Genomic DNA, 22,615 nt, shown 5'->3' with positions numbered 1-22,615 from the left:
CTGATCGTAAGCCAAGTTTCATTTAGAGTGATCCATTTGGGACCACTTTCGATTCAGGATGATCGAATTTGTGAAAAACATGCACAAGGTTGAATTTTTTATTCATCGGAAGTAACATGATCCCTTCATGAAGAGGGCTCTGAAATGTTGATCGATACGCATACCCATATTGCCGACCCCGAATTCGATGCAGACCGGGCGGCCGTGATCGAACGCGCCCTCGCGGCGGGGGTTCGAAAGATGGTCCTGATCGGAACCGACCTCGCCTCCAGCCAAAGGGCGGTGACCCTCGCGGCGCAATACCCCTTTTTTTGGGCGACGGTCGGCCTGCATCCGCACGAGGCGAAGTCGCTCGACCGGGACCTCCTTCAGGCGCTTGAGAAATTGGCGGAACACCCCAAAGTGGTCGGCCTGGGGGAGACCGGCCTCGACTTTCACTACAATTATTCCAGCCCGGAGGAACAGCGCCGCGCGTTTATCGAACAGATCGGTCTGGCGAAGCGAAAGCGGCTCCCCTTGGTGATTCATACAAGAGAAGCCTGGGACGAAACCTTTCAGATCTTGGAAGAAGAAGGAGGGCGATCCCATGCCGCCGAGGTCGGCGGGGTCTTTCACTGCTTCACCGGGGACGGCGCGGTCGCGGAGAAGGCGGTTCAATTCGGCTTCTATCTCTCTTTCTCCGGCATCATGACCTTTCCGAAGGCGATCCCGCTTCAAGAGGCCGCCGCCGTCGTCGATCTCTCGCGGCTTCTCATCGAAACCGACGCCCCCTACCTGGCGCCGCAAGGGTATCGGGGAAAAAGGAATGAACCGGCCTTCGTCCGCGCGGTGGCCGAAAAGATCGCGCAGATCAGAAACACTCCGTTCGAGAAAATCGCAGAAACCACCTCCGCCAACGCCGAGCGACTCTTCACGCTTTCCTAAGCCGACTTTATCGCCTCTCTTCTGAACCCCTCGTAATTTGACAGCTTTTTGATCGGGTGGTAGATTTTGTTCTGCCCGAATCGCCACGTTATTGCAGGCCATGTCATTCCTGTTTGAGCACGCCGAACAGGAAAACCGCTAAAGGATCCAATCCAGTGAGAATTTTAAAATGAGTCAGCCGATCCGGTTCGGAAAATATCTCCTCCTCGACAAGATCGGCACCGGCGGCATGGCCGAGCTCTTCCTTGCGAAGCAGACCGGCCTCTCCGGTTTCGAGAAGACCGTCGCCATCAAACGGATCTTGCCGCACCTCACCCAAGGCGCCGAGTTCATCGCGATGTTCATCAATGAGGCGAAACTCGCGGCCCTTCTGAGCCACCAGAACATCGTTCAGATTTACGATCTCGGAAACGTCGATCAGTGCCATTACATCGCGATGGAATATATCATGGGGAAAGACCTTCGAACCGTGATCAACCATGGAAAATCGAAGAGCATGCCCCCCTCGATCGGCGATGCGCTTCTGATCGTCAGCAAAATCTGCTCCGCCCTCGATTACGCCCATCGGAAGAAAGATCTCAACGGAAACGACCTGCACCTGGTCCACCGCGATATCTCCCCGCAGAATATCCTCGTCTCCTACGAAGGGGAGGTCAAGCTGGTCGATTTCGGAATCGCCAAGGCGGCGACGGGGGGACAGGAGACGAAGACCGGCGTCTTGAAAGGGAAGCTCGCCTATATGTCTCCCGAACAGGCGTGGGGGAAACCGGTCGACGGCCGGACCGATCTCTTCGCGCTCGGGATCGTTCTCTACGAGGCGGTCACGGGGGAGCGGCTCTTCACCGGCAACGATGAAATCTCTATTCTGGAGAAGGTCAGAAAGGCGGAGGTCCCCCCGCCGACGCAACTGAACCCCGCCGTTCCCCCCGAGCTCGAGGTCATTCTCAAGAAGGCGATGGCCAAAGAGCCGGAGGATCGGTATCAGACCGCTTCGGAAATGGAGATGGCGCTGGAAGATCTGATCACAAAAAAGGGATACGCCTTCAGCAGCCTCTCCCTCTCTCATTATATGCAGGCCCTCTTCGCGGATGAGATTTTAAAAGATACCCGGCGGCTCCAACAGGTCACCAGCCAGGCGCATCCGGTCGCGCCGGTGGAAGATCGCAGCACGATCGTTCGTCCCGCGCACGCGGCCCCGCCCCCCGTCCCCGCCGACCCTGCGGCCGCCGTGCGAAAAAGCATCAGCCAGAGCAAGCTGATTTTTCCTCCGCCGAAAGGACGCCGGTTCTCCCAGTGGGTCTCAGTCAGCCTTTTGCTCAGTTCCTGGTCGATATTCTTGCTGCTTCTCTTTCTTTCGGATATTCACTTTGTCGCCCGGCTACGATCGAAATTTCCGGTCCTGGAGGAATCGAAGGCCAAGATCTCGGCGTCGCTGGAGAGGACCGGCCTGCTCTCTTTTCTGGATGGCTTCCAGAACGGCCTCTTTCGACTCGTCGAAACGGGAAACCCCGGCCCTCCGTCCCACGCCTCCTCGGGCGAGAAGCCGGTTGGCGTGACGCTCGCTCGCGAATCCGCGCCGGCTTCGCCGCCGGCGACTCCCGACACGATCGACTCGGAAACAGGCGTCCAACCGGCTTCTCTCCCCCCTCCGGCGCCAGATATTCCGAGCCTCTATCGGGAAGCCAAAGAGGATTACCATGCCGGCCGGCTGGATGAAATGGAGCGGAAACTGCGGCAAATTATCGAAATCGACCCGAACGAGGTGCAAGCGTATCATCTCCTGGGAACGGTCTACCAGGAGAAGAAAGAGCCCGACAGAGCGCTTCGGATCTTTGCCGACGCGGCGGCGCTCTTTCCAAAAGAAGCGATCCTTCATTATGATTTGGGGTTCCTCTATTTCAAGAAGGGGGTCGACTCCCTCGCCGCACAAGAGCTGAATTTAGCGATGAAGCTCTCCCCCCGGAGCCCGGAGGCGGAGCGCGCCCGGGAGATCTTACAAAAACTGGGGCAACGGCCGCAGCCCGCCGCTTCTCTCCCGAAAAAAAAGACGGAGCCCCCCCGACCGGCCGCCGCGCTCCCCGCCCTCACCCCAAAGCCGGAGACGCGGGAGGAAACGGCAGAAAAACCGACGGCGCCGCCGCTCCAATCGGCGGCTCTTTCCCCCGCCGCCCCCTCTATGGTCGACGATCAGGAACAGATCCGGCTGCTCATCTCTAACCAGAAAAGAGGGTTTGAGGGAAAAAACATCGAGGGGGTCCTTCAAGGCCACCTCCACCCTCTGCCGGCCTTCCGGCAGAAAGTGGGGGAGTGGTTTCAGCGCTTTGACCGGGTTTCGGTCAATTATGAGGTCTATGAGCTCAAAATCGAGGGGAATGAAGCGTCGGTCTCGGCCCTCGAAACGATTGTCCTTCAATCGGATAAAGCCGCCTCCCGTCAGGTCGAGAAGGCGCTTGTTTTTTGGAAATTGGAGAAGGTCAGTGACGGCTGGAAAATCGCCAAAGCCAATGTGGTTGAGAAATATTAAGAGGGATCGCCATGCAGATCACTTGTGAAAATTGTTTTACCGTTTATGAACTCCCCCCCGAAAAGAGCGGCCTCGCCGGCTGTCCCTATTGCGAGCATATCAACAAGCCGAAGAAGAAGGTCGCCTCCGTTCAGTTCGGAGGGGGCGCCGGCGGAGAGATGGGGATCGACCCCAGCAAGACGATGCTGAACTATATTGAAGGGGAACGAAAGAGCGAAGGCTCCGCCGTCCACAAAACGATCGCGGGAAAAGCCCCCTCCCTCCCAGCGGAAAAATCATGGATCCTTACCATCCTGGAAGGGGAGGACAAAGGAAAACGTTTTCTTCTCTCCAAGCCGGTGATCCGGATTGGACGGAAAGAGGTGGAGTTGGTATTGAGGGACCCGGAGGTCTCCCGGCAACAGTGCGTGATTCAAATTTACGGCGAGACGGCGATCCTTCGCGACCTGAAGAGCGCAAACGGCACCCTGGTCAACGGCTTCGTGGTGCAGGAAGAGATCCTGAAGAATAACGATCAAATCCGCGCGGGGAATACCCTCTTCCAAATTTCCCTCCAAAAAAAGAAGTAAAAAGAAAATTATCGAAGGGAATCGGTTTCCCATTGAAGCCAAATTTCGACCCCCTCCCTGTGACAGTGATCACCCCCCCTTCCAGAGATCCCCTCATAACACATTGATTTCTTTCCGATGAGAGATCTCATCCAATACGGAATAGAGATTGCATTTACTCTCGGCAGATATCCCTTGGAAGGATCTCCTCCCAAAGGAAGGTCCCCCACCCAGGAGGCCTTATGGAAAGGCACTTTATCCTCATTGTCGATGATGAACCGAGCATTCGAAGCGGCCTGGCCCGGCTCCTTCAGAGAGAAGGATATGATACCCTCTTGGCGGAGAGCGCGGAAGACGGGCTCGCCATCCTTGAAAAGAAATCGTTCTCGGCGGTCATTTCCGATTACCGGATGCCGGGCCGATCCGGAACCGATTTTCTGACCGAGGTGAAAAGGCGGCATCCGGAGTCGATCCGGATTCTTTTGGCCGGGCAAGAGGAAATTGACGAAGTGATGCCGGCCGTCGATCGAGGCCTGATTTCTCATCTGATCGTCAAACCTTGGGACAATGATACTTTAAAAAAGGCGATCGAAAGATGGGGTGAAGAATTCGAGAAAGCGCACCCCGGGAGGCCCCCGGTCCCGGTGGAAACATCGGACGAAACGGAAGAAGGGATGATCCTCATCGACGAACTGGAGACAGCCACGATCCCGGACGAATTCCTCCAATTCATTCCACCCGCCTCAAAGAAACCTTCCTGACCTTTCACATCGATCCCGCTTGACTTTTCTTTCCGCTTCGATAAAAATCGACCCATGTCGATCCCGCCGAATTCTTCTCAAAGCAATACCATCGATTGGAATGAGATGTCGAAGAGCTTCGACCGGTGGCTTCCTTATATTCAGCCGGTCGCCGAGGCGCTGATCTCTCTGGCCGATCTCTCGGAAGGGGACGAGATCTTGGACGTCGCCGCCGGGACGGGAGAGCCTTCGCTGACGATCGCCCGGCGCTTCGGATCGGCCGTCCGGATCACCGCCGTCGACGGCGCCGAGGCGATGGTCGCCGTGGCCGAAGAGAAGCGCCGGAGAGAAGGGCTTTCGGGGATCACCTTCCAGCCGATGAAGGCCGAGGCGCTCGCTTTTCCTTCGAACCGGTTCGACCGGGTCATCAGCCGGTTCGGCGTGATGCTCTTCGACGATCCCCTTCAGGGACTCAAGGAGATGCGGCGGGTGATGAAGCCGGGGGGGAAGATGGCGATCGCGGTCTGGAGCGAATTCCACCGGATCGAATCGCTCCATCTGATCTGGGAATCGATCATGAAGCGCCTTCCCCCGGAAGGGCGCCCGCCCCTCCCCAAAATGGCCGACCTCGGCCCCCCGGGAAAACTGGAAGCGCTTTTAAAGACCGCCGGGTTCGAACAGTTCGAGATCAGGCCGTTTCTTTTATCGTATACCTTCGACGATTTTGAAACCTATTGGGCCATCAATACCGAATCGGGAACCCTCCGGGAACCGCTCGACCGGTTCAGCGCCGAAGAGCAGGAAGCGATCAAAAAAGAGACCTCCAAACAGGTTGTCCCTTTCTTCAAAGAGGGGAAAATCATCATGCAAAATCAGGCCCTCCTCGCCGCCGCAATCGCGTAGGGGCAATCTTCACCGCTCTCTTGCATCCTCTGCTTTTAGTCCGCTACAATATGTATCTAAACGAAACCGGTCATCAAGGAGGGTCCATTGCTGAAGACGATCCCGCCCCGCCCATTCGGCGCAACAACATTGGAAAACGGTTCCGTCGCGTTTCGCGTCTGGGCCCCCTTTGCGAGAGAGATACAGATCAAACTGATCGGCCGGGACTTGCCCCTTCAGGCGACAATGAGCGCAACGGGAGAACGTCACTGCTTCGAAGCGATCGTCCCGAACATTCCGGCCGGCACCCGTTATTTCTACCATCTCAACGGAGATCGGGACCGCCCCGATCCCTACTCCCGCTTTCAGCCCGAAGGGGTGCACGGCCCCTCCGAAGTGGTCGATCCGAACGCCTTCGCCTGGTCCGATCAAGGGTGGCGCGGCATCCCGCTCGAAGATTATATCCTTTACGAACTCCACCCCGGGACCTTTACCCCGGAAGGGACCTTTGATGCGATCATCGCCCATTTAAATTATCTCAAGCGGGATCTCGGGATCACCGCCGTGGAGATCATGCCGGTCGCGCAGTTCCCCGGACGCCGAAACTGGGGTTATGACGGCGTCCATCTCTTTGCCCCGCAAAACAGCTACGGCGGGCCCGACGGGCTGAGGCGGCTGGTCGACGCCTGTCACGCCGCCGGCCTGGCGGTGGTGCTGGATGTGGTCTACAATCACCTCGGACATGAAGGAAATTACCTCCGAGAGTTCGGCCCCTACTTCACCTCGAAGTACAAAACCCCCTGGGGAGATGCGGTGAATTTCGACGATGCCGGGTCGGACTTCGTCCGCCGCTACGTGATCGACAACGCCCTCTACTGGATCCGGGAGTATCACATCGACGCCCTCCGCCTCGACGCCGTCCACGCCATCTATGATTTTTCCGCCAAACACATTCTGCAGGAGATGAAGGAGGCGGCGGATGAGACCGCCCGGGGGCTCGGAAGGCCGGTTTATTTGATCGCCGAAAGCGATCTGAACGACCCCAAAATCATCCGCGCGCCGGCGCAGGGAGGCTACGGCCTCGACGCCCAATGGAGCGACGACTTTCATCATTGCCTCCATGCTCTCCTCACAGGCGAACGAGAAGGCTACTACCAGGATTTCGGGCGGCTCGATCAGATGGAGCGGGCGATCCGGGAGGGATACGTCATGGCGGGCGTCTATTCCCCCTACCGCGATCGGATTCATGGGAGCCCCTCCGACGGCCAACCCCCTTCCAAATTCGTCGTCTTCTCTCAAAACCACGATCAGACCGGCAACCGGGTATTGGGAGATCGGCTCTCGACCCTCATTTCGTTCGAAGCGCAAAAGCTCGCCGCGGCCGCGGTCCTCCTCGCCCCGAATCTCCCGCTTCTCTTCATGGGGGAAGAGTACGGCGAGACCGCCCCCTTTCAATATTTCACGCACTATCAGGATCCGATTCTCGGAGAGGCGGTTCGGAAGGGACGTTGGGAAGAAGCGATCGGATTCGGATGGAAGGGCGAGGTCCCCGATCCGCAGTCGGAGGAGACGTTTCAGCGCTCCAAGCTCGATCTCTCGCAACGCTTCCAGGAACCGAACAGCCGGCTCTTCGCGTTTTATCAGCGGCTCATCGCGCTTCGGAAGTCGGCGCCCGATCTTCATCCCACAGGAGGAACGGCTCAGATCAAGCGTCACGATCAGGAGGCCTGTCTCACGCTCCAACGGGGGGATAAAATTTTAATCGTTCTCAGCTTTCATCCCAAAATCGTCTCCCTCCCGATCTCCTTTCCCGGAGGGACTTGGGAACGGCTCCTCGACAGCCAGGAGAAACAATTCGGCGGATCGGAAGAGCGACTCCTCCCCGCGCGCCTGGAAGCAAACCGCACCGCCGAACTTCGACTCTCCCCCTATCAGGCCGCGCTTTTTCGACGGATCGAGTAAAAAGAAGCGGACTTGTCACGTCGTTCCTATTTTGATACGATCCGGCGGATGAAAGCGAGAACCGTCGCATCCCTCCAGGAAGAGGTCATCCGCTGCACCCGCTGCCCCAGGCTGGTGCAGTATTGCACCGAGATCGCGCGGACGAAACGAAGGGCTTACCGGGATGAGGCGTATTGGGGAAAGCCGGTGCCGGGGTGGGGCGATCCCGATGCGCGGCTGCTGATGATCGGCCTGGCCCCCGCCGCGCACGGCGGCAATCGGACCGGCCGCGTTTTTACGGGAGATGCTTCCGGCGATTTTCTCTTTCGCGCCCTTCACAAGGCCGGCTTCGCCAATCAGGCGACATCACTCCACAGGGAGGACGGCCTCCGATTGAAAGACGCCTACCTGACCGCCGTCGTTCACTGCGCCCCGCCCGACAACAAACCGCTGCCGGCCGAGATTGAAACCTGCCGGAGTTACCTTGTGGCGGAGCTGACGGCGCTAACGAAGGTGAAGGCGGTCTTGGTTTTTGGAAAAATCGCCTTGGACGGATTTCGCGCCGCCCTTCCCGAGGCGCACGGGATCGATCTTCCGGCGGCATCGACCCCTTTTCAGCATGGGGCCGCTTACGAGATCGGCCATCCCCCGCTCCGTCTCTTCATCTCGTATCATCCCAGCCGCCAGAACACGCAGACCGGCCGTTTGACGGCGCCGATGTTCGACGCCGTCTTCCGAAAGATCCGGGTCTATCTCGATCAAAGCTAAACAACCGAATTTATTTTTTCTGCGGCTGCAAGCTTGCAATAAACCGGTCGATCGGAATGGCCGGCATCGTCAAAAGCTTGACCGATCCCCGCCCTCCCAACTCCACGGAGAGCCGCGCGACCGTCTCGTTGTCGGGCGCTTCGATAATGTTGACGAAGTCATACGGCCCGAGGGTCGCGTACTGGCTCATGATCTTCACCCCCATCCCTTCGATCTCTTTATTGACCTCTTTGAGCCGGCTTGGATTTTCTTTGAGCGTTTCGCTCCCATCGTCGGTCAGCGTGCTGAGCATAATATACGTCGCCATGGCGCCCTCCTCGTTGAAGGATCACGTTCGGATATAAACCTCTCAAAGTGTAAATCGATTGAAAATGAAAATGCAAGTAAGAGCAAAAAAAAAGGGGAAAGAGGTCAGGAGGGACTACGTATAGATGAGACCGAAGAGCCGCTCCGCCCGGTCGCGATCGATACCGGAGAGGATTTTATATTCTTCCAGCGCCGCCGCCTGATTCTTCAGGCTGACATAGGTAATTCCGAGGTTGAAGTGGGCTTCGGGATAAGCGGGGCGCAGAGCGACGGCCCGCTTTAACATCTCGACGGCCTCCTGCTTGCGGCCCATCACCCCGTAAAGGGTGCCGAGATTAAAATAGCCTTCCGCGCGCTCCGGCTTGATCCGGATCACGTTTCGGAACGCCTCCGCCGCTTCTTCCGGACGGCCCAGGTTGCCGAGAACGACGCCGGCATTGTAATAGGCTTCGGCGTAATCGGGCGAAAGCGCGATCGCTTTTCGGAAAGAGGCGAGCGCTCCTTCCTTATCCTTCTTGGATAATTCGAGACCATGATTAAAATGTTTCTCGGCATCCGGATCTCGTATTGACACGGCATCGTACCTGCGCGCAGACTCCTCGTCCGACCAGTCGATACCGGACGAAATCGAGGGGGCGCTAACCCCGAAAGATCTGGTCGTGTTCTCTTACGTGATCGCGCACTTTCAACCCGAATATCTGACCGGCTGAAGCTTCTTGAACCGATTGGTGATCGACCTCCATCGATTCAACCGATTGCCGCAGATCGGTGGTATGCCCTTTGATATGGATGGGTTCCCCAACCCGCAACGGCCCTTCGTTCAGTTGAACGACCGCGACGGAAAGGTGGGAGTAATAATGGGTCACGACGCCGATCGGTTGCTCGGCCGGCATCGGGGGGGCCGCCGGCGGCGGCGCGGGTGAGGTCGTTGTCGCGGAGGGGGAGGGAGCGGCCGTTTCTCTCATCGGGATGACCGGGGCCTGTCGTTTTTCCTCTTTCGGAGCGGCGGGGGCTTTTCGAGGGGCGGCGGCGCTTCTCTTGGCGGTGGTCTTCTTCGCCGCCGTTTTTTTGGCCGTCGTCTTTTTCGCCGTTGTTTTTTTGGCGGTGCTTTTCTTCGCCGTGCTCTTCTTGGCCGCGACCGTTTTCCGCTTCGCCGTCGTTCTTGACTTCGCCGCGGTTTTCTTTTTCGGTTTTGCAGCCGTTTTCTTCCGTGTCGTTTTACTCGCCGTCTTTTTGGTCGCTTTCTTGGCGGTCCTCGTTGCCGCTTTTTTCTTTTTCACTCCCCTCTTCATCGATTTGACCCCCTCCCGTGTATTTAGACAGGTAACCGATTACAAGCGTGATCAGATCCCGCTTCAAGAATTACAATATTCCCAAAAAGGAGTCAAGTAGTTTTGTTTAAAGTCCTCCCACCGTTCTTGTTAAGGCGCGACTATCCTTTCCGCTCCGAGAGGGGAACATAGGCCCGGTCGTGCTCTCCCTCATAGATCTCGGTGGGACGGAAGATGTGGTTGTCTTTCACCTGTTCAATCCAATGGGCCAGCCAGCCGACCACCCGTGCCATCGCGAAGATCGGGGTGAAGAAGTCGGTCTCGATCCCCATTTTCTGGTAAAGAATCCCCGAGTAAAAATCGACATTGGCATAGACCTTTTTAGAGGCAAGGTACTCTTCTCCGACCTTCTCGACCTCGACCGCCACCTCGTAAAGGGGTGATTTGCCATAATGCTCGAACAGGCGTTTGGCCAGGCGCTGTAAGATAATCGCGCGGGGGTCCTTGACCTTGTACTCGCGATGCCCCAACCCCATGATCCGCTGCTTGGCTTTGACCTTTGCTTCGATGTACGGCCGCACCCGATCGATCGAGCCGATCTCTTTCAGCATCGTAAGGACCTTTTCGTTCGCCCCTCCATGAAGCGGCCCTTTCAGGGTCCCGACGGCAGAGGAAACAACGGTATAGGGGTCGGCCAAGGTCGAAGCGGTCACCAATCCGCTGAACGTCGAGGCGTTCATCGTATGCTCGGCGTGGAGAATGAGACAGGTGTCGAGAATCTCCGACATCACCTTATCCGGGACCTTTTCGGTCAGCATGTAGAGGAAATTTTCGGTGTAGTTGAGGTCGTCGCGCGGCTGGATCTGATCGTCTCCGCGCCGAAGACGGGCATAAGCGGCGACGATGGTCGGAATTTTGGCGATCAGACGAACGGCTGAAAGATATTGGGTCTGCTCATCCTGGACATTTTTATCGGGATAGAACATCCCGAGCGCCGCGACCGCCGCCTGAAGCGCATCCATCGGGTGACCGTTGTCGGGAAGGCATTTGATCAGATCGGTAATGCGGTATTTGATCCGCCGGTGCACGCGGAGGTCTTTGTCGAACTTCTCAAGCTGGGTGGGGGTCGGCAGGTTTCCGAAGAGGAGAAGGTAGGCCGTTTCGATGAAGTTGCTCCGATCGGCCAGGGTCTCCAATCGAATCCCTCGGTACTCGAGAACCCCTTTGGTCCCATCCAGATAACTAACCTTGGACCGTGTCGCAGGAACCCCCGCCAATCCCGGTGAATAGTCGCTCATCAGTCTCCTCCGCGTAGAATTTCAGTGAGTGTATTTTATTCTAGCGGATTTAGGAGATTCGGTAAAGTAGGGGCGAATCTTGTATTCGCCCTCTTGTATTCGCCCTGATGTGGATTGCGAGGGCGATCGCAAGGATCGCCCCTACGGGGAAAGCACCTGCAGGACGATGCACTTGAGATATTCGGTTTCGGGAAGGGACAACAACACCGGATGATCCTTTGCCTGGGAACGGAGCGTCACCAATCGGAGGGTTCTTCCGACGTCTCGCGCCGCATCGAGGAGGATCTCCCGAAACCGCCCCTCCGAAAGGTGATACGAGCAGGAACAGGTCAACAGAAACCCGCCCGGACGGAGAAGTTTCATCGCACGAAGATTGATTTCCTTGTAACCGCGGACCGCGTTCTCAATCTCTTTCCGGCGCTTCACGAAAGAAGGGGGATCGAGGATGATGCAATCATACTCTCTCCCCTCCCCCTCCTGCGCCTTTAAAAGATCAAAGACATTCCCCGCCTCGAATCGGCATCGCGACTCGAAGCCGTTGCGCGCCGCGTTCCGGCGCGCGAGATCGAGAGCCCCCTCCGAAGCATCGATCCCGATCACCGCTTTGGCGCCGAATCGGGCCGCATGCACCGACCACCCCCCGGTGTAACAGAAGGTATCGAGCACTTCTCCCCCGGCAACGAGCCCCTCCAACTGAAGGTAATTTTCGGATTGATCCAAAAAGAATCCGGTCTTTTGACCTTCCAATAGATCGATCTCAAAGGCAAGGCCGTTCTTCAAGATAACAACGGGCGGCTCCAGTTTCCCGGAAAGGACCTTCCGCTCGACAGGAAACCCCTCCAGGGCGCGAGATGGAATATCGTTGCGGGCGACGATCGCCTGAGGCGAGAAAAGCGACTCGATCGCAGCAAGGATCGATTCGGTATGCCGCTCCATCCCGGCGGTCAAGACCTGAATGACGATATACGATCCATATCGGTCGACAATCAGCCCGGGGAGGAGGTCCGCCTCGCTGTAAACGACCCGATAACTCTCTTCCCCGGCATAAAACCGTTTTCGGTAAGCGTCGGCGCCCGCGATCTTTCTTAGGAAAAAGTCGCCGTCGATTTTCTCCCGTTCCCGGGAGAGGATACGGACCGAAATCACCGATTTCGGATTACAATACCCGATCGCGATAAATCTCCCCTTTGGATCGGCGAGTTCCACCAGCTCTCCAGGCGGGAAATCGAGCGGGAGCTTCGGCAATTCGTTCCGATAGATCCAGGGATGCCCCTGTACGACGCGGGTGGCGATTGTTTTATTTAAGCGAAATGATTCCATGGAACGCTAGCCTACAAGATAAAGGGGGGAAGATGCAAGAACCGTTATTTGAAATCAGGGAGGGCGAACCGCTTCCGATCGCATCCCGGTTCATTAACTTTCTAAACGGAGAGGGCCGGATAACCCGACGGTTACCCGGCCCTCTTTCATTTACGAAAATCTTTACTAAAAAATATTATCGCTTGATCGCCAGCTTCTTACGGCCCCAGATTGCGAAACCGGCCAAACCGGATCCGAGAAGCAAGAGACTGCCCGGTTCCGGCACTTCCGAAACGCTGAGCGCTCCTCCCCCCTGTGTTCCGGAGAAAGCAACCCCGGTGGCCGTGGGAGAGGTCCCGAAGAAGATCTCTACCTGAGCAATCGACCCGCCGGAGGCGGGGGGATTGAAACCGAGCGCCGCGGCCAGATCGGCGTCAACATAAGAGATGTCGAGGAGGCCGTCGAACGAGGAGGCATACACCGGTGAAGTACCGGAGCAACAGGTAAATGTCGAGGTATCGGCGAAATTCCCTTGCATCAGGAGAACCGAGCCGGAACCGATATCTCCATGGATGGTCACAGACCCTCCTGCCGCATAGTTATTTTCAAACCCGCTCGTCGTCGCTCCGCCGCCGATGTAATTGCCGGTGGCAAAGTCGAGGTCCCCGCCCGCGATGGAGAGGTTGGTCGATCCATTCCCGACCTGGGTTACCGCTCCATTTGTCGTCGTAAACGCGCTATCTCCCCCCCCGTAAGAGACCGTCCCGCCAAAGCCTAAGTTGAAGACGATTGGAACGGCCATCGCGGGGATGCTGGAAAACCCGACGAAGAGGGTGAACAAAGCCGCGATCACGGCCGCTTTCTTCATTGTTCTGAAATCCTTCATATTTAAGATTCCTCTGTTTGTTTCTGAATGTTGTCGTTTCTTTACCTGTTCCGGACTTACTTTGTCTTCGTCTGGACCGGATTTCCCTTGAGCCTGCGGCTCCAGATCCCGATTGCGATCATACCCGAGCCGAGGAGCAAAAGGGTCGTCGGTTCGGGAACCGCCGCCGTATCTGTCACCGCCACGGCGCCGCCGCCCTGAATTCCTGAGAAGGCGGTGCCGGAGGTCGTCGGCGAAGCGCCGAAGAAGATTTCGACCTGGGCAATCGATCCGCCGACCGGGGGATTGTTGAAGTTCAGCGCCGCAGCCAGCGTCGGATCGACATAAGCGATATCGAGAAGACCGCTGAAGGAGGAAACGAGGACAGGAGAACTCCCCGAACAGCAGGCGAAGGTCGCGGTATCGGCAAAGTCCGCCTGCATGAGGAGAACCGAGCCCGACCCGACATCTCCGTAGATCGTCACCGATCCGCCCGCTGCATAGACGTTTTCAAAGCCGGTCGCCGTCGCTCCGCCGCCGATGAAGTTTCCCGTGGCAAAGTCAAGATCCCCGCCCACAATAGAGAGGGTCGTCGAGCCGTTTCCGACCGAGGTCACCGCCCCGTTCGTTGTCATAAATGCACTGTTCCCACCCGCATAAGAGACCGTTCCGCCGTATCCTAAGTTAAAGACAATCGGAACCGCCAACGCAGGGGAGTTGAAAAGCAATGTGAGCGAAGAGAACAAGAACACACTCAAGATTGCCGTTCGAAGTTTTCGCCGCAGATTCATCATTTCGAGTCCTTGCTTAATTTGATTGTTTGTTGATCTAAACTCGGACACACATAGAGCAAAGGACATGCCAAACAACCACATGAAAGAAATTCAATATATAAGAGGTTGATTTTCATAGGTTTGTTTAATACTCTCCCCTCGAATATCTCCTAGGTAATTTAATCCTGAAAGCAAAGGTGTCAACTTTTCCGTCTCCCGACGGAGGATTCAAATGGCCTAATTTAAAATTTTCTTTATAAATCAAATGAATTGAATGAATACCTGGAAAGAGGGGTGTCAACTTTTCTGTCGGCCGGCGTTACGTTCGATCGATTTTGTGTTTGGAAAGGATATCGTGGAGGGCTTGCCGTAAGATATCGAGGGCGGATGCCGCCTGGGTGACGTTTCCGCGAACCGCGCCAGCGCCAGCTCCACCAGCTCACGTTCCAGCTTCTCTCTCGCAGCTTTTAATCTTGGCAGGGGAACCGGCTCGCCCGGTACGGCCAATTCCAGGTCTTCCGGGGTCAAATGAACCCCGTCGGTCATCACGACCCCCCTTCTGACCTTGTTTTCCAACTCACGGACGTTCCGGGCCAGGAATGGGGCCGTGAGCGCCTCAACGGCCGCAGGGGTTAACCCCTTGACCTTATCCCCGTTTCGCTCATGTAACGGGGGAACCGATTCCCGACGATAGCCAGGATAGAAGAAGGTCGCCCCGCCTCCGAGCAGCGGCCCTCTTGTCGATTGAACGGATTTCACACGACGAACGGTAGGTAAAAAGGGGAGAGGATGAAGGAACAGAAGTGGGGGAAATAAAAAAATCGGCAGAAATCGATCTTCCGATTCCTGCCGATGGAAACAATCGGAGTTCGCCGCCGGGAAGAGCGGCTATTTTCCGGTTCCCCGCATATTCCTCTTCCAAAGCCCCAGTCCGATCAGACCGGAACCGAGAAGGAGGAGGGTGGAAGGCCCCGGAACCTGTTCGGTTCGCCTTGCTTCCGCATCATGAGAGAAAGGGGCAAATTGCGTAACGTCAATATCGCCACCATTCTTCAATTTCGTATTGTAAAGGTCGAAGTGAATGGAATAACCGGGAGAGAGATCCGATAGGTCGACGACAAACGCGGCGTAATAGAGCGCCCCGGACGGATCGTCGATGGGGCCCTGTCCTGCATCGTCTTGAGTATTATACCCCGTCGCCCGGTTGGCGCTGGAGAATTGAAATTCAAACTCGGCAAAATAGGTCGGATAGATCCCATGCTTCGGCAAATCTCCCGAGTCCCACCCCTGCAGCTCAAGTATTTGTTCCAACGGCGGGACGCCATAGACCATATCACCGGTGACATCGATCGTACTGCCGTTGAATTGAAACGATCCCAGATCGGTACCGTCGCTGACCATTGGGCTCAGGGCAGCCGAAATGTAGTAGGTATCGCTCAATGTATTCTTCAAATTAGGCTTTAGCAACGCATAAAGCGTAAAAGAATCTCCGGAAGAGACGATTGTCTCCGTCGTGAGATCATAAGTGCCCCCCCCGATATCCAGTTGAAGGGTTGGGAGCGCCAATGCGGGTTTGTCCCAGATCAGGAGAATAGCGCAAACAAAGAGGTAAAGAGAAACTAATGGAAATCTTTTTTTAGCCGGTTGAAACCGATCGGAGAAATTCATATTGCACCCCTGAATTGTTATCGTTATCCTACCTGCCTATTCGAAAATAGAAGCACTTGCAGCTAAACTACTAACCAGTATAAACTATAAGCAAAGGACATACCATACTTCAAAAATTCAAGAGGCCTTAGAGAAAATAGAACTAAGCATTTGATTTATATATAAAAATAATATGTATTTTCGATCCTTTTCTCCTGTTAAAGAGGGAAATACAAAAATAAAAATCGGCAGCTGTCAAGTTTTCCGTCGGGCGTCACGAAACAAGATAAGAGATCCGAATCAATCGACTTCCGAATGGAAAAATACCGTAAAAAATTATTCTCGGCATCTTTTCCCGCGTTTTGGCGTTCACTGAAAAAGGAAAATCCCGCTTCTAATTCGAGGAACGCTCGATCTGGCGCTTCGTCAGGATATCGTGCAGCGCCTGCCGTGAGATACCGAGGGCGGATGCCGCCTGGGTGACGTTTCCGCCGAACCGCGCCAGCGCCAGCTCCACCAGCTCACGTTCCAGCTTCTCTCTCGCAGCTTTTAATCTTGGCAGGGGAACCGGCTCGCCCGGTACGGCCAATTCCAGGTCTTCCGGGGTCAAATGAACCCCGTCGGTCATCACGACCCCCCTTCTGACCTTGTTTTCCAACTCACGGACATTGCCGGGCCAGGAATGGGCCGTGAGCGCCTCAACGGCCGCAGGGGTTAACCCCTTGACCTTCTTCCCCGTTTCTTCCGAAAAACGGGCGATGAAGACGCGGGTTAAAACGAGAAGATCCCCGTTTCGCTCACGTAACGGGGGAACTGAAATAGAAACAACCCCCAACCGATAAAAAAGGTCTTCTCGGAAAACCCCGCTCGCCATCCTCTCCTTCAGATCGCGATTCGTGGCGGCAATCACCCTCGCGTCGATATGAAGACTCTCCCTTCCGCCAACCCGCTCAATCGTCTTCTCTTGAAGAAAACGGAGCAGCTTCACCTGAAGGCCCAATCCAAGCTCTCCGATTTCGTCCAGAAAAAGGGTCCCCCCCGCCGCATATTCGATCCGGCCTTTCCGCTGCGCGTGCGCCCCCGTGAACGCCCCCTTCTCATGACCGAAGAGCTCGCTTTCCAAGAGGTTCTCCGGAATGGCGCCGCAATTGATCGCGATAAAAGGACCGGCCTTCCGGGCGCTATGCTGATGGATCGATTGGGCGACCAGCTCTTTCCCGGTGCCGCTCTCGCCGGTAATCAGAACAGGGATATCGGTCGTTGAAACTTTGCGGATCGTCGCGTAGAGCCCTTCCATCACCCGGCTGGCGCCGATCATCCCTCCCTCTTGTGTCGGGCGTTTCTTTAATTGACGATTCTCCTCCTCCAACTGAAAGAGGTGAATCGCCCGCCGGAGGGTCACCCGGATCTCGTCGAGATCGATCGGCTTGGTGAAGAAATCATAGGCCCCTTGCTCGATCGCCTTGAGGGCATTCGCCCGGTCGGAGTTGCCGCTGACAATGATAATTTTGACCCGCGGGTCGATCTCCAGCATTTCGGAGAGGGCCAGCAGCCCCTCCGTCGCTTCCCGGGGATGAGGCGCCAGGCCGAGGTCGAGGGTCGCCACCGGAGGGAGCTCCCGCCGGAAAAGATCGATCGCGCCCCTTCGGTTTTCGGCCAAGAAGATCTCGTACTCGTCGGCCAGGGCCCATTTCATCTGTTGGCGGATCGTCTCATCATCATCGACGATGAGAATTTTATACTTTGTGTTCTGTGCCATTGACGCTATGGATCGGCAGGATCACCCGAAAAGTGGTCCCGACCCCCTCCTCGCTTTCGACTTCGATTTTACCGTGATGCGCTTCCACAATTTTCTTCGTATGAAACAGACCGATCCCAAGCCCCTGACTCTTTGTGGTTTGAAACGGCTGGAAAAGAGAGCGCTCGATAAATTGTTTCGAGATGCCGCAACCGTTGTCGCTGACGGAGAAAACGACGCACTCTTCCGTCCGGTCGGTCTCGATCCGGATGACCCCCCTTTGGTCGACCGCTTCGTTTGCATTGAGGATAAGATTCACGATGACCTTCTGGACCTGGTCGGGATCGATCATGCACTTCGGCAACGTCTGAAGGTTTTTCTCCACCGTCGATTTGACCGATCCATTCATTCCTCCCAGGGTGGAGGCGACCAATTCATTCAGATCGACTTCAACACACTGCAGCTCCATTTTTTTCGTCAAAAGGGAGAGGCGGCTGCACATGTCGTTCATTTTGGAGACGCTCTGGGAGATCACCCGCAGCGCATCACTCCTAAATTCGGGATTATCAAAATGGGCCGGCAGATTCCGCATCGTGAGAGAAAGCATCGATGCCAAATTTTTCAAGTCATGGATGAAAAAGGCGGAGAGGCTCTGGAACGCCTCCATCTCTTTCGCCTTCAAAAGACGCTCCGTCAGCTTCACGTTGAGGAGACTCCCCGCCGCTTGATCCGCGATGGTTTTCAACAAATCGGCGTCCTCCAACGAGAACGGCTCCTTGGTTAGACGGCGGCTCAACGTCATCACCCCCAGCAGGCTCCGGCTGGAAATGAGCGGGACGCAAAAACTTATTCTGGTCTTTTCAAAATAATCGGCGTGAGCTTCCTTCATTTCTCTTATCTTTTCGTTTTTGGGCGAGTCCACATCGAGCGGCGCCGGATGACGATTCATAAATGAAAGGAGCTCATCCCATATTTTACTCTTGTTCTTCACATCCAGGATTTGAATATCGGAAAATACGGTCGATCCGCCGAAATAAATGGCATTGGGACTCTCATCAACCAGCCAAATCGTTACAGAAGGGGCTCCAAACGTCTCTGAAACCATTTTTGATACTGCGGAGCAGAGATCGTTGACGTTCATCAATGAAGTGGTCTGTTGGGTAAATGCCGTCCACTCCTTGCGATAGTCGTAACGCGGCTGATAAAAGTTCCGGCTGATAAAACGCTTTAGCTCCTGGCGCAACTGATCGGAAAGAAGGATCGCCGTAAGGCCCAGGAGCGAAACAAAAACGAAAAAAGTGCCGAGGGGAATGGCCTGGTTGCCCCCAAAATAAGCGATCGCCTTCGCAAGGATACCGACCGTCAGAAGATAGGCCCCGACGACCACGATCGTAATCGAGTTGTAAAGCAATGTGCGTGAGAAATAAATATCGACATTGAGGAAGCGATTACGCAGGAGGGAGAGGACAATCAGGATATTCGCCACCAGAATCGCAAAAGAATTGATCGATTCCATCCCCGAATTAATCAATGAAAAGAGAAGGGTATGACTGGCGGTATAAATTTGAACGGCAAACAGCCCCCCGATCCCGAGGAGCATAAATTTGACTTGCCACCGCTTATTCCCCGTGGAAGCCCGGAGGGTTCCCTCCAGATTCATCAGTATCACCACGGAAGCCAAAAGATAGAAAAGGTAAAAGGTATAACCGGACCATCCAAGACGGAGAACGGGAGATCCCCCTTCTTCCGGAAAAGCGGACACCAAGAGAGACTCCCTAAAGAAGAGTGTCATCGAAAAAGGGAGGGTCAGCGACAGGAGGATAAACCACTTCCATTTCGCCACCAGCTCCTTGTAATTCGAACGACCGAAACTGAGGCTGAACAAAAACCAGCTTCCGGGAAGCATACTGGCCGCTGTCAGCCCCCAGGCCCCCCAATCGACCCTTTCCGAGGGAAGGGGGGTTCCCATCGCCATTCCGACGAAAAGCTCTTTAAGGGCCAGGGCGATCATCCCGAAAGAAAATACCCGGTGGACAAAGGACCGCTTGTCTTCAAGGAAGATGAACAGCGCCAATCCTGCGCAAAGAAGGGCATTCAAGAATGGGATAAAGGAAGGAAATGTCATATTGACCTGTTTTTATGGAAATCAGAGTATTTTAGTAGAAACTCTGGCGCGGCACAATCCCCTCGATCGGGGGGGGGGCCCTGGGTAATCGGCTTCACATCGGAGAGACAAAAAGAGGTTTTCAGCCGTAAAATGCCGTTTTCCCGATCGAACACGATCATACGCCCCTTGAGAACTCCTTCCATAATCATTGGATAGAATCTAGCCTCAAGAGACGGCCTTTGAAAACTCCTTCCATAATCGTTGGATAGAATCCATTCTTTTCTCCATTCGTGTTTCACAGGCATGTCGCTTGCGTATACCGATACGCAACATACGACAGCAACTCGTGAAAAAGGGCAAACTATCCGAGAGGGTAGGACGCAAAGCCAAGAGACCGATGAGTAGGGGATCCACTTCCCACGGTTCGTCTGGTTGCCATGACGATGCCGGCGCATCTTTAGGCACAAGCCCATTCCGAGGAATGGGCTTTTTTATTACACAGACCAAACACTTTTTATTGATGCATGGAGGAACAGCATGCAGACCTCATTGATCAAGCGAAGCGCTCTGATGATCATCGGTATGATCCTTCTCCTGAATTGGAAAACCCCCGCGATGGCTGCGGACGCCTTCCTCTCCTGGGACGCCAACACGGAAAACGATCTCGGGGGATATAAAGTTTACTATGGAACCTCCTCCGGCAGCTACGGCGCCCCCGTGGACGTCGGCAATCAAACGTCTTTCACTGTAAACGGTTTAAGCAGCAGTCAGACCTATTATTTTGCCGTCAGCGCATACAACACCTCGGGGGCGGAAAGCGGCTACTCCAATGAAGTCAGCAAGAGCTTCGGCGACACCACCGCGCCGACCCTCTCCGCCATTGCGGCCGGCAGCATCACCAGCGCCGGAGCAACCATCAGCTGGAGCACCAACGAAGCGGCCACCTCCCAGGTGGAGTACGGCGTCACGACCTCATACGGTTCCTCCTCCGCGCTCAATTCGACCCTCGTCACCGGCCATAGCCGCGTGTTAAGCGGCTTGAACCCTTCAACGACTTACCATTATCGGGTCATCAGCAGAGACGCCGCCGGGAACACCGGCACCTCCGGGGACCGCACCTTCACCACCTCCGCCGCGCCCGACACCACCGCGCCGGCGATTTCCGGAATCGGCGCCTCGAATATCACCACCACCGCGGCCACGATCAGCTGGACGACCAATGAGAGTTCCGACACCCAGATTCAATATGGGACAACCACTTCGTACGGAAGCTCCACGACGCTCAATACCACGCTCACTACAAATCATAGCCAACAGGTGACCGGGCTTCTCCCCGCCACGCTTTATCATTATCGCGTCCGCAGCCGGGACGGCGCCGGAAATCTGGCCACCTCGGGAGATCGAACGTTCACCACCGCCGCGCCCCCCGACACCACCGCGCCGACCCTTTCCAATATTGCCGCCAGCAACATCGCATCGACCTCCGCAGTAATCACCTGGAGCACCAATGAAACGGCGACCTCCCAAGTCGAATACGGAACGACGACATCGTACGGCTCTTCCTCCGCATTGGGCGCCACGCCGGTCACCAGTCACAGCCGGACCCTCTCCGGCCTGAGCCCCGCCACCACCTACAACTACCGGGTCATCAGCCAAGATGGGGCCGGAAACATCTCGGTCTCCGGAAATAGAACCTTCACCACCTCCGCCACCCCCGATACAACGGCGCCGGTTCTCTCCGGTATCGCCGCGGGGAACGTTGCTTCCACCTCGGTTGTCATTTCCTGGAGCACCAATGAAGCGGCCACCGCCCAAGTGGAATACGGGCCGACCACGGCGTACGGCTCTCTCAGCACATTGAATACGACCCTTCTGGCCGCCCACAGCGCTTCATTGACGAATCTTCAGCCGGCCACCACCTACAACTACCGGGTCATCAGCCGGGACGCCGCCGGGAATACCGCCACCTCCGGGAACAATTCGTTTACAACAGCCGCCCAATCTTCTTCCGATACGACCGGACCGGTTCTGTCGGCGATCGATGCGCGGGACATGACCACGGAGGGTGTGACGATCACCTGGGGAACGGATGAGCCGGCGACGAGTGAGGTGGAGTATGGTCTTACCGTCGGATACGGGAACAGCAGCGGGGTCAACGCCACCCTGTCGAACAGCCACAGCCGGACCCTCTCCGGGCTCCAACCGAACACGGTCTACCATTATCGGGTCAAAAGCGCCGACGCCTTGGGCAATCTCTCCGTGTCGGCCGACCACAGCTTCACCACGAACCCCCTCGGCGATACGGTCCCTCCGGCGGACGTCGAACACTTCACCGCCGTTCCGGGGACTCAAACGGTCACATTAAGCTGGGTCAATCCGTCCGATTCCGACTTCGTCGGGGTCCGCATCGTCTACCGGACCGATCGATTCCCGAACGGCATTGAAGACGGTGAGATCCTCGGAAACTTTTCCGGGCGAATCAATGAAAGCATCACCGTCATCCATGCAGGGCTACAGGATAACGTGACCTACTACTATTCGGCCTCATCATACGATAACAACGGGAACTATCAACAGACCGCGCATGCTTCTGCAACCCCCTTCGGTTTTTCGACCGGCGGCTCGAATGCAAACGACGGCGGCTCGGGGGGCGGGGGCGGCTGCGCGATGATTTCGCCGAGCTCTGGAACCGCGTCGGGACCGGGCCATTCGGCCGACATGATCGGGCTGATTCTGGTCCTCTCGCTTGCGGCGCTTCGGAAGGGAATCAAGAAATGAACGCGGCGCCGGCGATCGACTCATTAAGTATGGATCACTTACGAAGGACCGCTACGTTGACCTTCCGATTGATCTCGATCCGCTTTTCTTATATCTTGCCGAGGATCGATCGAGAATGTTGAACGACAGGAAGATATTGATTAAGTCGAAACGGTATAGATTAAATGGAGGGTGATTATAGTTGACGGGAAAAAAGGAATATAGTA

The 22,615-nt window shown here is 55.9% G+C and carries 19 protein-coding genes and 1 riboswitch; of the genes, 8 read left to right on the top strand and 11 right to left on the bottom strand.

Going from position 1 to position 22,615, the window contains the following annotated elements:
* The first annotated feature begins 144 nt into the window (after positions 1–144).
* The 7 genes from MNODULE_RS15620 (at position 145) to MNODULE_RS15590 (ending at position 8,327) form a co-directional block, all read left to right on the top strand.
* Complete coding sequence (locus MNODULE_RS15620; protein ID WP_168061556.1) at positions 145–924, top strand: TatD family hydrolase; 780 nt, start codon at positions 145–147, stop codon at positions 922–924.
* Positions 925–1,093: 169 nt separating this feature from the next.
* Positions 1,094–3,448, top strand: coding sequence for a serine/threonine-protein kinase (locus tag MNODULE_RS15615; protein ID WP_168061554.1), 2,355 nt, complete (start codon positions 1,094–1,096; stop codon positions 3,446–3,448).
* An 11-nt stretch (positions 3,449–3,459) separates the two neighbouring features.
* Complete coding sequence (locus tag MNODULE_RS15610) at positions 3,460–4,017, top strand: FHA domain-containing protein (protein ID WP_168061552.1); 558 nt, start codon at positions 3,460–3,462, stop codon at positions 4,015–4,017.
* Positions 4,018–4,238: 221 nt separating this feature from the next.
* Complete coding sequence (locus tag MNODULE_RS15605) at positions 4,239–4,757, top strand: response regulator (RefSeq protein WP_168061550.1); 519 nt, start codon at positions 4,239–4,241, stop codon at positions 4,755–4,757.
* A gap of 105 nt (positions 4,758–4,862) precedes the next feature.
* Positions 4,863–5,639 carry a class I SAM-dependent methyltransferase gene (locus tag MNODULE_RS15600; protein WP_168061548.1) on the top strand — a complete coding sequence of 259 codons (777 nt, stop codon included), beginning with the start codon at positions 4,863–4,865 and terminating at the stop codon, positions 5,637–5,639.
* A gap of 87 nt (positions 5,640–5,726) precedes the next feature.
* Positions 5,727–7,580 (top strand): malto-oligosyltrehalose trehalohydrolase, encoded by a 1,854-nt coding sequence (treZ, locus tag MNODULE_RS15595; protein WP_202882233.1) that lies wholly within the window; start codon positions 5,727–5,729, stop codon positions 7,578–7,580.
* Between the two features lie 48 nt (positions 7,581–7,628).
* Positions 7,629–8,327, top strand: coding sequence for a uracil-DNA glycosylase (locus tag MNODULE_RS15590; protein WP_168061546.1), 699 nt, complete (start codon positions 7,629–7,631; stop codon positions 8,325–8,327).
* 10 nt (positions 8,328–8,337) lie between these two features.
* On the opposite strand, the gene MNODULE_RS15585 is transcribed toward MNODULE_RS15590, so the two are convergent.
* The 11 genes from MNODULE_RS15585 to prsK form a co-directional block, all read right to left on the bottom strand.
* Positions 8,338–8,634 carry a GYD domain-containing protein gene (locus tag MNODULE_RS15585; protein WP_168061544.1) on the bottom strand — a complete coding sequence of 99 codons (297 nt, stop codon included), beginning with the start codon at positions 8,632–8,634 and terminating at the stop codon, positions 8,338–8,340.
* Between the two features lie 114 nt (positions 8,635–8,748).
* Positions 8,749–9,207: a tetratricopeptide repeat protein gene (locus tag MNODULE_RS25110; RefSeq protein ID WP_168061542.1), complete on the bottom strand. Its 459-nt coding sequence runs from the start codon at positions 9,205–9,207 to the stop codon at positions 8,749–8,751.
* A gap of 64 nt (positions 9,208–9,271) precedes the next feature.
* Positions 9,272–9,913, bottom strand: coding sequence for a hypothetical protein (locus MNODULE_RS24465; RefSeq protein WP_202882232.1), 642 nt, complete (start codon positions 9,911–9,913; stop codon positions 9,272–9,274).
* A gap of 152 nt (positions 9,914–10,065) precedes the next feature.
* Positions 10,066–11,202 carry a citrate synthase gene (locus MNODULE_RS15570; protein ID WP_168061540.1) on the bottom strand — a complete coding sequence of 379 codons (1,137 nt, stop codon included), beginning with the start codon at positions 11,200–11,202 and terminating at the stop codon, positions 10,066–10,068.
* 141 nt (positions 11,203–11,343) lie between these two features.
* Positions 11,344–12,522, bottom strand: a complete 1,179-nt coding sequence (locus tag MNODULE_RS15565; protein ID WP_168061538.1) for a class I SAM-dependent rRNA methyltransferase — start codon at positions 12,520–12,522, stop codon at positions 11,344–11,346.
* A gap of 175 nt (positions 12,523–12,697) precedes the next feature.
* On the bottom strand, positions 12,698–13,369 hold the full coding sequence (locus tag MNODULE_RS15560; protein ID WP_168061536.1) for a PEP-CTERM sorting domain-containing protein: 672 nt from the start codon (positions 13,367–13,369) through the stop codon (positions 12,698–12,700).
* Positions 13,370–13,443: 74 nt separating this feature from the next.
* On the bottom strand, positions 13,444–14,160 hold the full coding sequence (locus MNODULE_RS15555; protein WP_168061534.1) for a PEP-CTERM sorting domain-containing protein: 717 nt from the start codon (positions 14,158–14,160) through the stop codon (positions 13,444–13,446).
* Positions 14,161–14,436: 276 nt separating this feature from the next.
* Positions 14,437–14,898, bottom strand: coding sequence for an AAA-type ATPase lid domain-containing protein (locus tag MNODULE_RS24765; protein ID WP_238339594.1), 462 nt, complete (start codon positions 14,896–14,898; stop codon positions 14,437–14,439).
* 129 nt (positions 14,899–15,027) lie between these two features.
* Positions 15,028–15,807: a choice-of-anchor N protein gene (locus tag MNODULE_RS15545; protein WP_238339593.1), complete on the bottom strand. Its 780-nt coding sequence runs from the start codon at positions 15,805–15,807 to the stop codon at positions 15,028–15,030.
* A 373-nt stretch (positions 15,808–16,180) separates the two neighbouring features.
* Entirely contained in the window at positions 16,181–17,545 is a 1,365-nt protein-coding gene (prsR, locus tag MNODULE_RS15540) for a PEP-CTERM-box response regulator transcription factor (RefSeq protein WP_168061528.1), read from the bottom strand.
* Positions 17,523–19,649, bottom strand: coding sequence for an XrtA/PEP-CTERM system histidine kinase PrsK (gene prsK / locus MNODULE_RS15535; protein WP_168061526.1), 2,127 nt, complete (start codon positions 19,647–19,649; stop codon positions 17,523–17,525). The genes prsR and prsK overlap by 23 nt, the downstream gene beginning before the upstream one ends.
* A 327-nt stretch (positions 19,650–19,976) precedes the next feature.
* A riboswitch (cyclic di-GMP riboswitch) is annotated at positions 19,977–20,071 on the top strand.
* Between the two features lie 97 nt (positions 20,072–20,168).
* Between prsK and MNODULE_RS15530 the strand changes: the two genes are divergently transcribed.
* Positions 20,169–22,409, top strand: coding sequence for a fibronectin type III domain-containing protein (locus MNODULE_RS15530; RefSeq protein WP_168061524.1), 2,241 nt, complete (start codon positions 20,169–20,171; stop codon positions 22,407–22,409).
* Positions 22,410–22,615 lie beyond the last annotated feature (206 nt).

Source organism: Candidatus Manganitrophus noduliformans, from assembly GCF_012184425.1.
Lineage (GTDB): Bacteria > Nitrospirota > Nitrospiria > SBBL01 > Manganitrophaceae > Manganitrophus > Manganitrophus noduliformans.
This window is presented reverse-complemented; position numbering and strand designations above follow the sequence as displayed.